Below are 14,588 nucleotides of genomic sequence, written 5' to 3'. Positions count from 1 at the left end.
GGGCTTTCATGTTCAAAATTTAGCGGTTCACTCTGCGTCTGCGTCCGGTTTTGGGGCTTCCCGCTTCCGGACCTGAGCCTGCCGGCCTTCCTGACGAAGCGGGAGCGGCTCGGCCGATCTCAGGTGCAGGTCGCGCTGCGGGAACGGGATTTCGATGTTGTTTTCACGGAAGCGGCGAACCAGATCACAGCGGATGTCAGAAGCAATTTTGTACTGCCGCTTCGGGTCGGGCACCCAGCAGAGCAGCAGCATTTCCCAGGCGCTGTCGCCAAAATTGCGAAGCAGCACCGTTGGCTCGGGATCATCCATTGTTTCAGGATGGGCAAGCGCGCTCTCCTTAATGATGCGCAGCACGAGGTCAAGATCGGAATTGTAGGATACGCCAATTTCAACGCGCATCCGGATTTTGGTATCGCCGTGTGAGTAATTGATTACCTGACTCGACAAAAACTCCGAGTTTGGCACAATGATCGAAATGTTATCGATGGAGTTGATGGTGGTAGAACGGATATTGATTTCCTGCACATCCCCTTCCAGATCACCCACAATGATGCGGTCCCCCACGCTAATCGGCCGTTCAAACAGCAGCATGATGCCTGAAATGAAGTTGGAGGTCAGGTTTTGCAATCCGAAACCAATACCAACGGATAGCAGACCGAAGATAACGGTGAGCCCGCTCAGGTCGAGCCCGATAAACTGAAAGGAAAACAGAACGCCCAGTATCAGAATGGTATATTGAGTGATGCGCTGAAGCGTGTACCGGATGCTTTCATCCATCTTCACATTTTTAAGCACACGCAGATACAGCAACCTTGACAAAAATTTCGCACCTGCAAATACCAGGATGAGCATCAGCGAAAAAACGATCAGATTCCCAAGCGTGATGGGGGCACCTTTAATCTGGAATACGCCGGTTCCCAGAAAATTCCACAGCTGATAAAAAAAATCAGCAAAGCCCGTTTCGGTTGCTTCAATCAAATCGGTAACAAAACCGTTGTTGCCATCATCCGTTTGTGCTGCCGGAAAGGAAGCCCCGTAATATTCTTTATTTCGCATTCAAATATTCAATATTGATGTTTCTATAAGTTCTCTGCATCACTTATTTTAAACTTCTGTTCATGTTACGAAGTACGGACAGTTAATTTGCCGCATTAAGAGGTTTCTTTAACTTCTTAAATTAACCAAGCGGCTAATTTCGCTATTATTTTGAAGCAACAGACAGTTTGACTCTGCCGTATCATTAAAATATTAAACCACAAAAATCTGAGTAGATCATGCGAATAATTTTATTCGGTCCTCCGGGTGCCGGCAAGGGCACACAGGCCAAACTTATTGAAAAAGAATATAACATTCCTCAGCTTTCCACCGGGGAGATGTTCCGCTCGGCCATTAAAAACCAGACACCACTTGGTATTAAAGTTAAAGATATCCTTGATGCAGGTAAACTTGTGCCCGATCAGACCGTCGTTGAACTGGTTGAAGAAGCCCTGAATGATGAAAAATTTTTGAACGGGTATATTCTGGACGGATTCCCCCGAACAGTGCCTCAGGCAAAAGCTTTTGAGGAGCGGCTTAAGAAGAACGGAAAGAAACTTCACTCTTTCCTCTCTCTTGAAGTGCCGGACGAAGAACTGATGAAGCGGATTTTGAGCCGCGGCGAAGGCCGGGCCGACGATACGCCGGAAAAAGTAAAAGTGCGGCTCGAAGTATATAATGAAGAAACCGCTCCTGTTCTTAATTATTACAAGCAGCAGGGCGTTTACCGCGCCATCGACGGGCTTGGCACTATTGAGGAGATTTATGCCCGTATTAAAAAGGTGCTTGATAACTAAGCATTAAAAGCCGCACACGCTCTTTTTATTCAAAATTAAAGGCTGAACACACCTATGGTGCTCAGCCTTTTTTTGTTGGAATGCAGAAGCCGCACTTAATTCATCTGTATCATTTTGTCGCGCAAAATCTCTGTAATTTCCGCCTGACTTATGTGATACTTTTCGTTGCAGAACTGACAGACAAGTTCCTGTCCTTCATCGGAAATGGCTTCAAGGTCTTCCTTGCCGAGCATTTGCAGTGCTGAGATGAACCGATCTTTGGTGCAGCGGCAGAAGAAGTGAACCGGTCCTCTCGAGAGCTCTTTAACCGCATAGGGCCGCCCGATATCGTGCATGATGGTATCTATTTACTCCCCGTTGAGCAGCCTTTGCCCAACAGGTTTCATGTTAATCAGATTTTGTTCAAGCTTGCTGATGATGTTTTCAGGTGCACCCGGCAAGGCCTGAATCAGCACGCCGCCGGCTGACACGATTTCACCATTATCATCAAGTTGTACATCGAGGTGGATAGCTGAAGGGATCTGCTCACTCTGAGCCAGATAATAGGCGATATCAGAAGAAATGGTGCCGTTAATTAGCTCAACGGTCCCGCTGATCTGATCAGCTTCATTGTACAGGGTTTTGGTAACCGTGAGCAGACCGAGGCCGAAACCATCACCTACGGAAGTATGCTGGGCCGGATCGAGAGCGGCATCGGGATTTTGCACAAACCCCCGGATTTCCCCAACGCTGTTTGCTTCTGTTACAAGTGCGCCGACCGGGCCGTTACCTTCGATCCGCAGCCTGAGGCGCTCCTCGCCCTTCAGGCTTGAGGCAAGTAACATGGCGCCGGTAAGTGCACGGCCAAGCAGAACTTTACTAAGCAGCGAAAGCTCGTGCTTTTGAGCCGCAATCTGAGCTACATCGGTTGTTTTTATTACGCTAAACCGACAATGACCGTCAGTTGTTATTCCTTTAATAATGCGGTCTTTAAACAGAAAATCTTCTTTATTCATGGGTCTGAATGCAAAATTATTTTGCTGCGATCAGTAATCGCAGAATGACGTTTAAACCCGGTCTGTACCCGCAGCAAAAGATAGAATTTTATAGCCGCAGTTAAGAGTCAGGAATACTTGCACCCTGTAACACAAAGCGTGCCAAATAAGTGCCTGTTCCAAATTCCGGCATAAACAGAAAAAAACGCCCCTTCAACGAACAGTTCAGCCCAAGCTTCCGGATCCTAAAAAAAACAAAGACGATGCCATGCATGACATCGTCCTTAGTGCTATGAGTGCAGATATGAGATTGATTAAAAAAGTCTGCCTAAAACAAACAAACAAAAGTGTGGCCTTTCGGTTCAGAAAAGCGCTTCCATAAGTTAAGAAAGTTCTGCCACAATACCATCGTTTCTTTTTAATTCAGATATAAAAGCTAAACCGAAAAGAATCAGAAAGAAAGAGTACAAATGTTATCTGATTTTCCGGCCGGGCACGGATGCCGGCTGCTCCCCGCTGCGGGTTGCGGGCCTGCGTGCTGCTCTTTCTTTATCAAATATGGTGAATTCCATATAAGAGAAAGTCCGGTCTTCGAACTCGAGCCTTATGGTGCGGTGCGGCTTCATGCCTACAACCGTATCGAGGTTGGCAATGGAAGAGAAAAGGCCAACTTTATAGCCGCCGGCGCTCATTTTTGTCTTTCGGGCAAAATCACCGAGCAGCTTCAGGTTCACATCAACAGGAGGTGCTGTAATAATGTGCCCTTTCATTTTAGGATAGTTGAGCATGTTCGGCCTGGATACCCTCAGCCGTATGTTATTGTTCAGCCTTGCTTCACGGGTACTGAACTGAATGCGCGAAATATTATCGGGGCTGGAATCGAAGCCCATGATCCAGTCGACGTCGTCTCTGAGCTTATCCACAACTTCTTCACGTTTTTTCTTCCACAATGCATGCCTGAAGGTACGCCATTTTTTCATGCGAAGGCTGTCATCTTCAAAAAGCGGCGTACGATGCTTGGCAAAACGTGCTGCTTCAAGCAGTAAAACCCCGTCGTTGGCAAAAGGATCAATCATGGCAGTGGTACCATCCCATTCACTTAGCAAAATAAGACCGGCGGCCATGGCTGGGCTGAGCACGCTGTGTTTAGGTGATACAAGCCTGCCCCGCTTCTGAAGCACATCACCGCCGGCTTCAAGCATTAGCTGACAGCTTCCGTTAACACTAATCTGAAGATTAACTACGAATTCAGGTTCATTTTCTTCCTTCACAGCTTTCGGAGCGGCTTCAAACTTTTTGATAAAAATCCGTTCTATGCCCTTTTCAATTTCGGCAGCAAGTTTTTGGAGGCTGCTTCCTGTAAGGCCGCCCTGAAAAGCCTGAACCCTGTATGTTGAGTGCACAGGCAAAACTGAGGTCCAGTCCACAGAATCAACGAGGGCGGCAATATCTGTTTGAGTGATATCAACAGGCTGGCTCAGGCACAGTTCAAGGCCGGTAAGCACCCTGCTTTGAAGCAAGAAGGAATACAGCTGTTCATCCTCTGCCTGAAACCGTACGGCACCGCTCATACCGAAAAGATACCCTGCCCCGGCCTGCTTAAGCTCTGCCTGAAGCAGTTCTTCAAGACCCGGATGTGTTTTTGCGTGATAAATACCGTTTACAATCATGCTTCTTTATTGGAGGATAGAGGTATAGTTCAGCAACAGATGAAATAAATCAACTTGCCGGAAAGCGTATTAAGCAAAAGCATAGTGATTAACTCATTAAGTTAATCAAATTCAGGTACATCTGTTGTAATATTCTCTTAATGCAGTACAGCTGCATGAGCACCGCCGGAACCTGATATCAGATATCCGGCTTTATAAGCTGTTATAAATGATAAAGGTGAAAAAACCGCTTGCTTCATATCGTTCTGCGGTTAATATTAAAAGATCTAAGCACCTTACTCAGTTCTTATATTTACAGCAGTTTTTTATACTTTCTGAGCAGTATTTGAAATTCATTTTAGTATAAATACAGGTTTCCGTTCTTACGGAAACATCACAACACTACTTGGTTTTTGGGCTGATCCCCCTTTTCCCTGTTCGATAAAAAAGAAATAAAAACAGGAACAATATGTCATTCCGCTGGATTATGGCCCGGCCGGAGGATGATGATGCTATATCTTCGTTACAAGAAAAACTGAATGTAACATCAGTAATAGCCCGTCTTCTGGCTTTGCGTGGGATTACCACGTTCGATAAAGCCAAAACGTTCTTTCGCCCTGAACAGGCACAGATTCACGATCCTTTTCTCATGCAGGACATGGAAACAGCAGCCTGCAGGCTTGCTGCCGCAGTACGTTCTCATGAAAAGGTGCTCATTTACGGAGATTATGATGTTGATGGTACTACCTCAACAGCCATAATGTATCTGTTTCTCAAGCAGTTTGGTCTCGACGCCCGATACTTTATCCCGCACCGCTTCAAGGATGGCTACGGGATTTCGGTTGAAGGTATTGAAAAAGCTATTGAAACCGGCGCTACGCTTGTACTTTCCGTTGACTGCGGTATAACAGCAGTGGATGAAGCTGCCTATGCAAGGGAAAAGGGTCTCGACCTGATCATCTGCGACCATCATAATGCCGGTGATGTTATTCCGGATGCCTTTGCCGTACTTGACCCCAAACGGCCCGGATGCGGCTATCCGTTTGACGGGCTCTCCGGCGCCGGTGTGGCTTTTAAGCTCATACAGGCAACCATCAGTAAACTGGGGTTACCTGCCGAAATGGCGGATCGGTATCTTGACCTTGTTGCCATTTCTATTGCGTCAGATATTGTGCCGCTTGTTGATGAAAACCGGATTCTGATGCATAAAGGCCTCAAAATCCTGAATTCATCACCCCGTATCGGAATGCGCGCTTTAGCAAAGCTCATCAAGCTTGAGCTCGGCAGTATTTCAACTTCTCAGATTGTTTTTTCACTTGGCCCGCGCATTAATGCAGCCGGGCGTATGGGGGATGCCAGCATCGCTGTTGAGCTGATGATTTCCGACAATGAGGCAGAGGCTGAACAAAGAGCACATCAACTTGAGCAGGTTAACAAAAAACGCCGTCTCACCGATGCCGATACCATGAAACACGCCCTTCTGATGATGGAGCAGGACGGTAACCTGGAGGAAAAATCAGTTGTTGTACTTCACGACCGCGACTGGCACCTTGGCGTTATCGGAATTGTAGCTTCACGCCTTGTGGACCGCTTTTGCCGGCCAACTGTGATGCTCAGTACCGTTGACGGATACGTGAAGGGCTCTGCAAGAAGCATTAAGGGGTTCAATATTTACAATGCGCTCAAACAATGTGAAGATCTGCTGCTGCAGTTTGGCGGTCACGAATTCGCAGCGGGCCTCACCATGACCGAAGACAAGCTGCCTGAGTTCAAGGAAAGGCTTCAGTCTGTTGCGAGCTGCGACCTGTGTGACGAAAGTTTTGAGCCCGAGCTGATTGTTGATGCTGAACTCGACCTCAGCCAGATAGATCTCAAATTTTGGAAAATTCTGAATCAGTTTGAACCTTTCGGACCTCAGAATTTACGTCCGGTTTTTGTGAGCCGGGGTTTGAAGGTTACCGGAAACCCGACTGTTGTAGGTAACGGGCATCTTAAAATGCGGGTAAGCCAGAATGGCTCGGCTCCCTTCGATGTAATTGGTTTTAATATGCATCAGCACCTTCCTTTGATCCGCAACAGCAACGGGAAAGGTATCGACATAGCTTACGTGCTCGAAGAGAATTTCTGGAACAACAAACGCTCCCTCCAAATCCGCCTGAAAGATGTTGCGTTGCCGGCCTGACCGTTTCCGGGCCGGTAATCAAACGAATGAGAAGCAGCTGCTGTTATTAAGGCATATATTCAAATACGTACAGTTTAATTAAAACTGCCTGGCTACTTTGATTAAACATAAATTATTAGCTTAAATAAAACAATAACTTAATTAAGGGATTAATTACACATGGATATTCATATTGGAATTACCGAAGAAAATCGCAAAGCTATAGCTGAAGGCCTCAGTGCCCTGCTTTCTGATTCATACATGCTTTATTTAAAAACTCACAATTATCACTGGAATGTAACAGGGCCGCACTTCCATTCCCTGCATCAAATGTTCGAAGAGCAATACACCGAACTGGCAACGGCTATTGATGAAATTGCTGAGCGAATTCGTGCGCTGGGTGAGTTTGCCCCGGGCACATTTATGGCCTACTCCAAAATGGCAAAGGTAAAGGAAGAAGAAGGAGTACCCGAAGCCCTCGAAATGGTACGCAACCTCCTTGAGGCCAATGAGCAGGTTATCAGCACTGCGCGTGCAGCACTGCCGGCATGTGAAGAAGGCGATGATGAAGCCTCCCTCGACCTGCTCACACAACGCCTGCAGGTGCACTCAAAAACAGCCTGGATGCTTCGCAGCATTGTGAGCTAACCGTCTTCCCACTGTAATTTACACGCAGCTCCCCTTCATGGTTTGCGTCTATAATTCCCTCCACTCAGGCTTTATTTGAAGCTTTAAAAAGCTTATATTGAAAATCTGATTCGGGATGTAGCGCAGCCCGGTAGCGCACACGCCTGGGGGGCGTGGGGTCGCAGGTTCAAATCCTGTCATCCCGACTCATCAAATTAAAGCCGGTTCTCAAATGAGAACCGGCTTTTTTTATGGAATCACGGAAAATTGTGACTTTTAGGCATAGGCCTTGTCCAGCATTGCATCCGGCTGAACCCAGCCGTAGTACGCCTGATGAAACAAGCTGAACCGCATCCGCCCGCCAAACCAGTTCCAAACGGTTTTCTGATCTACACTACTTGGCCGCCCGGTTGAAAGCGCCAGAAAAGATGAAAAAGGATAACTCCGGTAATCTGTTGAAACATGATAACGCTGTGGCATGGTGTGGATGTCAAATGCCCGGTAAATACACTCTTTTTCTGTACTAAGCTCTTCTGCATAGGCCCTCTGCAGGAATACTTCAAGTTCACTCACCGTGAGCACACCCACAAACCTGCTTCGAAGTTTTTCGCATACATAAGAGAGCATGTTTTCGGGGCTAACCGGCTCAGAAGACTGAACGCTAATTATTACTCCGAAACGCCCGGGTATCAGCACATAAGCGCAGGTTTTAATCTTTTGTGCAAAGCAGGCCCGCCACGCATTTAGGAAGGCAAACCGATCAGCTCTTTGTTTAAACAAGCTGTCACTTTCGGTTACAAACTGCAGGAAGAAGTATCGTTCGGAAATTGTATTTTTCATAATGTGCTCCATTTGGTTTTTATTGTTTTCCGGATAGAGCAAAAAGCCGCCAAAACCTTACATCTGAGCCCAAAATAAATCAGGCCGTTCCAAATTTAATGTCAGATATTACCCGATCATTGCCCTCCCCTGTTTTTGGCTGTCTCGTTCCTGCCTTATTTCCTGACCTCGAGCACCTCAGTGTTATCCTCAATACACAGCATACTTATTATTTAACCGACGAGCCTTTTTCGCGAAAATCTAAAGCTCACAGAGCGCTCATCAGAACGGTTAACAGCACCCAATGGCTTACACTCCCTGTTGAGCCGGCCGATAAGAAAAAACCATTGTCACAGGTACGAATCAAATCTGAGGCCGGCTGGCCAGCTTTCTTTCTAAAGGCACTGCAAACCAGCTATGGCAACAGCAGGTATTTTGATTTTTATCAGCCTGAAATCGAATCGGACCTGAATCACGCGGCGCAGTTGCCATCCCTTACAGCGGCCATACAATACCTGAACATGCGGCTTTTTTGCTACCTTGAAGCCGGCACATTCTGGCAGGATAAAACAAGCTGGATAAACACGCGGGAATTTGACCTGATCAAAGCAAATCAGGCCGCTGCGTGCACTCCGGCTTTGCTTATTGAGCAGCGCGGCAGCTATTACCGCAAACCAGGGCGTACAGACGGCATTCAGATTCACGAAGCAGCTTTCGCGCTGCCCGTTTACCGGCAGATAACAGACGATTTTCATCCATCCTGCTGCCTTCTTGATGTGTTGTTTCAGTACGGACCGTACAGCTATCAGGTAGTTGACCAGCTAAAAAAGCGCACAACTGGAATTTGACAGCTAAGCGACAGCTTACGCGCATCAAAAAAGCCGGAGAAGGTGAACTCCTCCGGCTTAATTCATGCACGTGAACAGTACCCTACTTTACTTTTTGCAGCAGGAAACGGTACAAAGAGTTGCTGTCAGGGTGTGAACGGCAGTGAAGAATGATGGGTAACGATCCTTAAATTACCACCATCAAGAACATATCCGAATGTTTTGTTTACCATTACCGTGCTGCCGTCATAGGCTTCAAGGGTAATGTTGCTCATTGCAATTGCCATATCACCATGTATGAAAACATCTGACATTTCAACAAAGCCGCCAACATAAGGCCGAAGCGCAAAACCGCTGTCATTAGGGAAATCATCATTTCCACCCACAAAGTAAGCGAGTGCCCCTTCCATAGTAGGGCGGAAAGTCTGCTCACCGAAGGCGAGTGTAGGCTTAAACAGCACAAGTCCGTTTGGATAGTTGTAGTAATCTGTGAGAACCTGACGCGCAGCTGCATGCGCATCACCGCCCTCCGCATGTGCGTTACCAATCGAAACCAAAGCAGCGATCCATGCTTCCTGAGCCTGTTCAATCATCTCAGCAGTAATCTGAGTTCCTGCTGCCTGAGTGTAGTTTGTTGATGACTGTTCTTCTGAACAGGCTGTTAACAAAAGCCCGATAACGATAGCAGGCACTATTGCTGAATATAGTTTTTTCATAGGTTTGCTAAATAAATAATTGAATTGGTTGATAATTCAGAAACCGAATTACTCATGGTCTTTAATCAGAAGGCTTACAAGACTTTTTTTGAGAACATCAGCATCTACGGGTTTGCTGATAAAGTAATCAATACCGGCTTCAAAACACCGTTTTTTTTCTTCTTTCACAACACCAGCTGTTAGTGCTATAATAGGTGTATGCCGGCCCTTCATCGCTTCTGATTGTCTGATCAGTTTTGTGGCTTCAATACCATCCATTTCAGGCATCTGAATATCCATCAAAATTAAATCAATTAAACCATCAAGTTCTTCAAATTTTCTGACAGCTAAACGTCCGTTTTCGGCCTCAATTATATGTGTATTTGGTAATATTTTGTTTACAAGTGTTCGGGCCAGAATCATATTGAGTTTTACATCCTCTACAATCATAACTGTTTTTCCTGCATGAGTATTGGCAACAACTTGAGACAAGTTCCCTCTTTCGGGTGCGTGCCGAGCCCAACATTCCTCGTTAAATTTTACCAGTATTTTTGCCAGCTCACTAATATTAGCGGGCTTCAGAACCCGGGCCAGTGCTTTTTTGCTGCTTATAAGGGCTTCAGCCTGCTGCGTGTCTACCACAGAGTGCAGCACAATAGCGGAATGAATACCGGGCTTTGGCGTACCTTGAGCAGCTGCTTCCAAGAAGAATTTGAGGTCTGCAAGAATAACCGGAGGTTGCTCAGCCGGTTTTATCCCGGCAATTGCACGTTCAAGGCTGGAAAGCTCATTAAAAGTTTGAAACCTGAACCCGAGCTCGCGCATGCGTTCCTGCATGAGCCATGCTTCCCGTTGGTTTTCAATTAAAAGAAAGGCGGTTTTTCCTTCAAAAGACGGCACAGGCAGCCCCGTGGCATCGCCTGCAACACTGAACCCAACTTCAAAAAAGAAGCGGCTGCCTTTGCCTTCTTCACTAACGAAATCAATTTTGCTGCCCATTCTTTCGAGAAGCAAAGAACAGATAACAAGCCCAAGCCCTGTTCCGCCAAATCGTCTTGTCATTGAATTATCGGCCTGGGAAAATGAGCGGAACAGTTTATCACGGGTTTCTTCACCTATACCGATTCCGGTATCGCGCACTTCAAAGTACACCGTTAAGCGGTCTCCGGCCAAAGCTTTTGGCTGAACGATGAGTTCTACTTCACCTTCTTCACTGAATTTTACGGCATTACTGAGCAGGTTCACCAAAATCTGCTTTAGCCGGATTGCGTCTGTCATCACCAGCGGAAGGCTGCCGTAGGGCACATTCATCAGCAGGCTTAACCCGCTTACAGCAGCCTGATGTTTTATGATATCAGTGGCTTCAGCAGCAATGGTATATAAGTCCGTCGGAAGGTACTCCAGTTCCAGTTTACCGGCTTCGATTTTTGAGAAGTCCAGAATATCGCTAATAATTGCCAGCAAAGATTCAGCCGAAACCTGGATATTATCGAGATACTGCTGCTGTTCCGAATCCAGGCGCGTATCCTGCATGAGCTCTGTGAAGCCGATTACGCCGTTGAGCGGTGTGCGGATTTCATGGCTCATGTTTGCAACGAACAGGCTTTTTGCCCGGCTTGCATCCTCGGCTGTTTCACGGGCCTGCTTGAGTTCGCGCTCCAGCCGGATTCGCTGCTGCACATTGGTGAGCACATCCGCGAATATTTTGAGAAGGTTGGTTTCCTTTTCGGTGAATAGCCTCAGGCTCTTTACCGAGTCAAACCCTACAAAGCCGATGAGCACATCCGCTTCATACATAGGCAGCGTAATGATGCTTTTTATCATCTGATCGGCCATCAACTGCCTGAGTGCTTCGTCTTCAATAAGCGATGTATCGGGAGCATAGAAAACTTCCCGTTTAAGATGACATTCATAACACGGCCTGAACAAATCGATCGGCACATCCTGCATCATTTCAATAACCGGCTCAACGCCGGGCGCACACCATTCGTAGGTGTTGTCGGTCACCATTCGGTCGAGGTGATAATCAAAAATGTAAACCCGGTCGCTTTCCACAAAAACACCAAGCAAACCAAGCGCTGCTTCAATATCAGTGTCAAACTGATCAAGTTTCGGGTTTATGAAGGTGCTTGCTATACGGAAGAGCAGCGAAAGCATTTCCGAGTAATGCTCTCTTTCGGCTTCGGCTTCTTTTTCGCGGGTTATATCACTCGTGAACCCATCAACCCTAACGGGCACTCCTTCAGCGTTGCAAATATTTCTGGCTTTTTCATGGAGCCAGCGTACTTCTCCGTTTTTGATAATCCGGTACTCGATGCTGTAGCTTCCGGTTTGGATCAGTTTTTTGTACTGCTCCAATAAGCCCGGGTAATCTTCCGGGTGCACAAACTGCTGGCAAACAGCCTGGTTTTGTGCCCATTCACTAATCTTCACACCAAATACGTTTTCAAACGACGGCGTTGCAAAATTAACGTTGTAATCCGGTAAACGAAGCGACCAAATTGCTTCACTCATCTCAGCAAAGATGCTTTGCAGTTTCTGCCGGGTCGATTCCAGTTCAAGCTGATTTCGTTTTTGCAGATCAATATCTTGTACGGAACCATAGATTCTCACACAAATGCCGTTTTCAAAATCTGCATCACCTATCGATCGAACCCATTTAAGGCTACCGTCTGGTTTTCGGATCTGACTTTCTATGTCGTACGGCTCCCCTTCCGCAATAAGTTTTTCAATGGCCTGCATCATATGCCGGGCACTCTGCTCTTCATAAAGTTGCACCACTTCATCAAGAAGGGGACTGAACGCATCCCTGCTTTTTCCGAAAATGGTGTATGCCATATCACTCCAATGCAACTGTTTGAGGCGTAAATCATACTCCCATGCCCCTACCTTGGCCATTTTATTGGTTTGCAGCAGCATTTTTTGTGTATGGAGCAGTTCGCCTTTAGCCTTAATTTCGTCTGTTACATCGCGAACTATAGATAATATTTCGTCAGCATCACTTTGCACAAAACGCGCTTCAAAATATTTATTCCGGCCCGAAACCTCCAGTTCATATTCTACAATCTGCTGCGAATCTCCCTCAAAAACGGCATCCATTGCTTTCAAAAACTTAACAGCCAGCTCTTCGGGAAGCACGTCTTCGATTTTCTTCCCAATGAAATACTCCGGCTGAACGAACAGTAATTCATCTGAAGGGCTGTGACAATCGAGATAGGTACCATCCCTGCGGAGGCTGAATATCATATCGGGTATTGCTTTTATGACGGATGCGTACCGTTGCCTGCTTTCGAGTAAGGCTGCTTCATCTTTCTTGCGCCTGGTGATGTCGGTGTGTGAGCCGGCCATCCGGTACGGAATTCCGTTTTCATCCCGTAAGGCATCCCCTCTTGAGTGAATCCATATATAGTGTCCGGCCTTATGCCGCATCCTAAATTCGATGTCATAGCGCTCGGTCTCACCCCTATGGTATCTGTCAATATAATCATAGACTACGCTTTGATCATCAGGGTGAAGCAGCTCCTGAAAAGAACTCGTTTCATTGGGGATCTCATCATCCCGGTAACCGAGCTGCTCTTTCCATTTTGGGGAGAAAAAGATTGACTTTTCCCTTAGGTTCCAATCCCAAATACCGTCATTAATGCCACGGATTGCTACTTCGAACTGCTCTTTTTGCCTTGCAAGCTCATCCATCGCCGTCTTACGCTCTGTTATATCAAGAGCTATGCCAAGTACCCCCGGCTTTTTTTGACCGGGATGATAATACGGTACTTTAATGGTCTGGAACCAGCCGTATCCCCCTTCATTACGCTTTTCATATTCTGGCTGCATCACGACAAGCTGCCCGCTTCTGAGCACCTCTTCGTCACTGTTCATATATTTATTGTTCCACTCGTCATTATCAGACAGTTCGCTATCGTTTAATCCGATAATACTTGATGCCGTATGGCCGAATGCAGCTGCAAACCTGCTGTTTGCAAACAGATACCGTTTATCCGCATCTTTGGCGAAAATGTAGTACGGGATGGCTTCGAGAATGGCCTGCTGCTGCTGCATTTTAAGATCGAATGCATGCTTCTGATATAAAAAGGCCGAAAGCTCGTACCCGACCGATTCAATTACAGGCGGACTTCCCGGCAAAAGTTTCTCGAACCAAAGTACCCTCCGCTGCTGCCCGTTAATTGTAAACTCGGAGAGATAGCAGCATTTTTCGGTTCCGCTTAAAACCTTTTCTATAAAGCGCTCTACTTCCGGTTTTTCCTCTTCGGTGAGAAGCTCGAACAGGTTGGAGCTGCCCGACTGTGGCTCTGAAGGCATCTCAAAAAAAGACACAAAAGCTTCATTCATATATGTGAAGGTTCCGTCTTTCAGGTAACGGCACATCAGTACTTTTTCCTCCTGAAACCCAGCCCGTTCAGCCTGGATGCCAGCGGTTTCGGGTTGCACCTCTTCTGCATCACCTTGCTGCGGCATCACCAGCAACGATATACTGTCGGCCGAGGCTTCAGCCTGAACCCTATACACCAGTCCGTTTTCATGACGTAAAGTAAAAGACCTGCTGAAGCTGCGGTCGCCTTTCATGAATCCCATGCGTATGCTGTGCCACCATTCTGAAAGCGCCGGTTGATCTGCAAACAACCCTTCAGCGGATAAAGCCCCCGTGTCGCTTTCTGCATAACCGGCCCAGTTAAGAAAGGTTCGGCTCACAGCAGCCGGCTTAAGCTGCCCGGTTTTGCTTTCAGGAAGTGGGGCCGTAAGCTGGAAACGAATCAGCAAAAAAGGCCATTCCTGAATGATTAACGCTTTTGGGTGCAATTCGCCTTTCATAAAATAATCCGGATTTCAGATGTATTACAACGCTTTTGAAGGTGATGGTATCTAATTGAACAATACGACATCCTACTTAATCAAGTAAATTAACCTGACAGCCTTCATAATCTCTTTTCAGTTTACAATTGCGCATGAACTGCTGATTTCCTTTAACTACCTCCGGATTTGTGTGAT

Annotated in this window: 9 protein-coding genes, 1 tRNA gene and 1 pseudogene; 5 read left to right on the top strand and 6 right to left on the bottom strand. The window is 46.6% G+C overall.

All coding sequences use genetic code 11. The features are described from left to right. Window positions 1-27: 27 nt before the first annotated feature. A complete protein-coding gene (locus tag LAT75_RS03170; protein WP_291481173.1) occupies window positions 28-1,056 on the bottom strand; it encodes a mechanosensitive ion channel domain-containing protein in 1,029 nt (342 codons plus the stop codon). 218 nt (window positions 1,057-1,274) lie between these two features. Here LAT75_RS03170 and LAT75_RS03165 point away from each other — a divergent pair, with 218 nt between their 5' ends. Further along, window positions 1,275-1,832: an adenylate kinase gene (locus tag LAT75_RS03165; RefSeq protein WP_291481172.1), complete on the top strand. Its 558-nt coding sequence runs from the start codon at window positions 1,275-1,277 to the stop codon at window positions 1,830-1,832. 95 nt (window positions 1,833-1,927) lie between these two features. Here LAT75_RS03165 and hslO read toward each other — a convergent pair. Together hslO and LAT75_RS03155 are read right to left on the bottom strand one after the other, a co-directional pair. Continuing rightward, window positions 1,928-2,827 (bottom strand): annotated as a pseudogene (gene hslO / locus LAT75_RS03160) (Hsp33 family molecular chaperone HslO). 452 nt (window positions 2,828-3,279) lie between these two features. Next, window positions 3,280-4,476: a hypothetical protein gene (locus LAT75_RS03155; protein ID WP_291481171.1), complete on the bottom strand. Its 1,197-nt coding sequence runs from the start codon at window positions 4,474-4,476 to the stop codon at window positions 3,280-3,282. Window positions 4,477-4,924: 448 nt separating this feature from the next. Here LAT75_RS03155 and recJ point away from each other — a divergent pair, with 448 nt between their 5' ends. From recJ to LAT75_RS03140, 3 genes are all read left to right on the top strand, one after another. Then, on the top strand, window positions 4,925-6,637 hold the full coding sequence (gene recJ / locus LAT75_RS03150; RefSeq protein WP_291481170.1) for a single-stranded-DNA-specific exonuclease RecJ: 1,713 nt from the start codon (window positions 4,925-4,927) through the stop codon (window positions 6,635-6,637). 159 nt (window positions 6,638-6,796) lie between these two features. Then, window positions 6,797-7,264 (top strand): Dps family protein, encoded by a 468-nt coding sequence (locus LAT75_RS03145; protein WP_291481169.1) that lies wholly within the window; start codon window positions 6,797-6,799, stop codon window positions 7,262-7,264. Between the two features lie 111 nt (window positions 7,265-7,375). Beyond that, a tRNA-Pro gene (locus LAT75_RS03140) sits at window positions 7,376-7,449 on the top strand. Between the two features lie 70 nt (window positions 7,450-7,519). Here the strand turns inward: LAT75_RS03140 and LAT75_RS03135 are convergent. Beyond that, window positions 7,520-8,083, bottom strand: coding sequence for a hypothetical protein (locus LAT75_RS03135; RefSeq protein ID WP_291481168.1), 564 nt, complete (start codon window positions 8,081-8,083; stop codon window positions 7,520-7,522). 98 nt (window positions 8,084-8,181) lie between these two features. Between LAT75_RS03135 and LAT75_RS03130 the strand changes: the two genes are divergently transcribed. After that, on the top strand, window positions 8,182-8,910 hold the full coding sequence (locus LAT75_RS03130) for a WbqC family protein (protein ID WP_291481167.1): 729 nt from the start codon (window positions 8,182-8,184) through the stop codon (window positions 8,908-8,910). A gap of 125 nt (window positions 8,911-9,035) precedes the next feature. Here LAT75_RS03130 and LAT75_RS03125 read toward each other — a convergent pair whose 3' ends face one another. Both LAT75_RS03125 and LAT75_RS03120 read right to left on the bottom strand, forming a co-directional pair. Further along, window positions 9,036-9,605 carry a hypothetical protein gene (locus tag LAT75_RS03125; protein ID WP_291481166.1) on the bottom strand — a complete coding sequence of 190 codons (570 nt, stop codon included), beginning with the start codon at window positions 9,603-9,605 and terminating at the stop codon, window positions 9,036-9,038. Between the two features lie 48 nt (window positions 9,606-9,653). Continuing rightward, the gene (locus LAT75_RS03120; RefSeq protein ID WP_291481165.1) at window positions 9,654-14,291 is read right to left on the bottom strand and encodes a PAS domain S-box protein; all 4,638 of its coding nucleotides are present in this window, start codon (window positions 14,289-14,291) and stop codon (window positions 9,654-9,656) included. Window positions 14,292-14,588: the final 297 nt, after the last annotated feature.

Origin of the sequence: Cyclonatronum sp., assembly GCF_022565315.1 — a bacterium.
Taxonomy (GTDB): domain Bacteria; phylum Bacteroidota; class Rhodothermia; order Balneolales; family Cyclonatronaceae; genus Cyclonatronum.
This window is presented reverse-complemented; position numbering and strand designations above follow the sequence as displayed.

What these genes read in the sequence shown, in the direction of transcription:
- LAT75_RS03155 (WP_291481171.1), bottom strand. Translation starts at nt 4,476, where the DNA reads ATGATTGTAAACGGTATTTATCACGCAAAAACACATCCGGGTCTTGAA.
- recJ (WP_291481170.1), top strand. Translation starts at nt 4,925, where the DNA reads ATGTCATTCCGCTGGATTATGGCCCGGCCGGAGGATGATGATGCTATA.
- LAT75_RS03145 (WP_291481169.1), top strand. Translation starts at nt 6,797, where the DNA reads ATGGATATTCATATTGGAATTACCGAAGAAAATCGCAAAGCTATAGCT.
- LAT75_RS03135 (WP_291481168.1), bottom strand. Translation starts at nt 8,083, where the DNA reads ATGAAAAATACAATTTCCGAACGATACTTCTTCCTGCAGTTTGTAACC.
- LAT75_RS03125 (WP_291481166.1), bottom strand. Translation starts at nt 9,605, where the DNA reads ATGAAAAAACTATATTCAGCAATAGTGCCTGCTATCGTTATCGGGCTT.
- LAT75_RS03165 (WP_291481172.1), top strand. Translation starts at nt 1,275, where the DNA reads ATGCGAATAATTTTATTCGGTCCTCCGGGTGCCGGCAAGGGCACACAG.
- LAT75_RS03130 (WP_291481167.1), top strand. Translation starts at nt 8,182, where the DNA reads ATGTCAGATATTACCCGATCATTGCCCTCCCCTGTTTTTGGCTGTCTC.
- LAT75_RS03170 (WP_291481173.1), bottom strand. Translation starts at nt 1,056, where the DNA reads ATGCGAAATAAAGAATATTACGGGGCTTCCTTTCCGGCAGCACAAACG.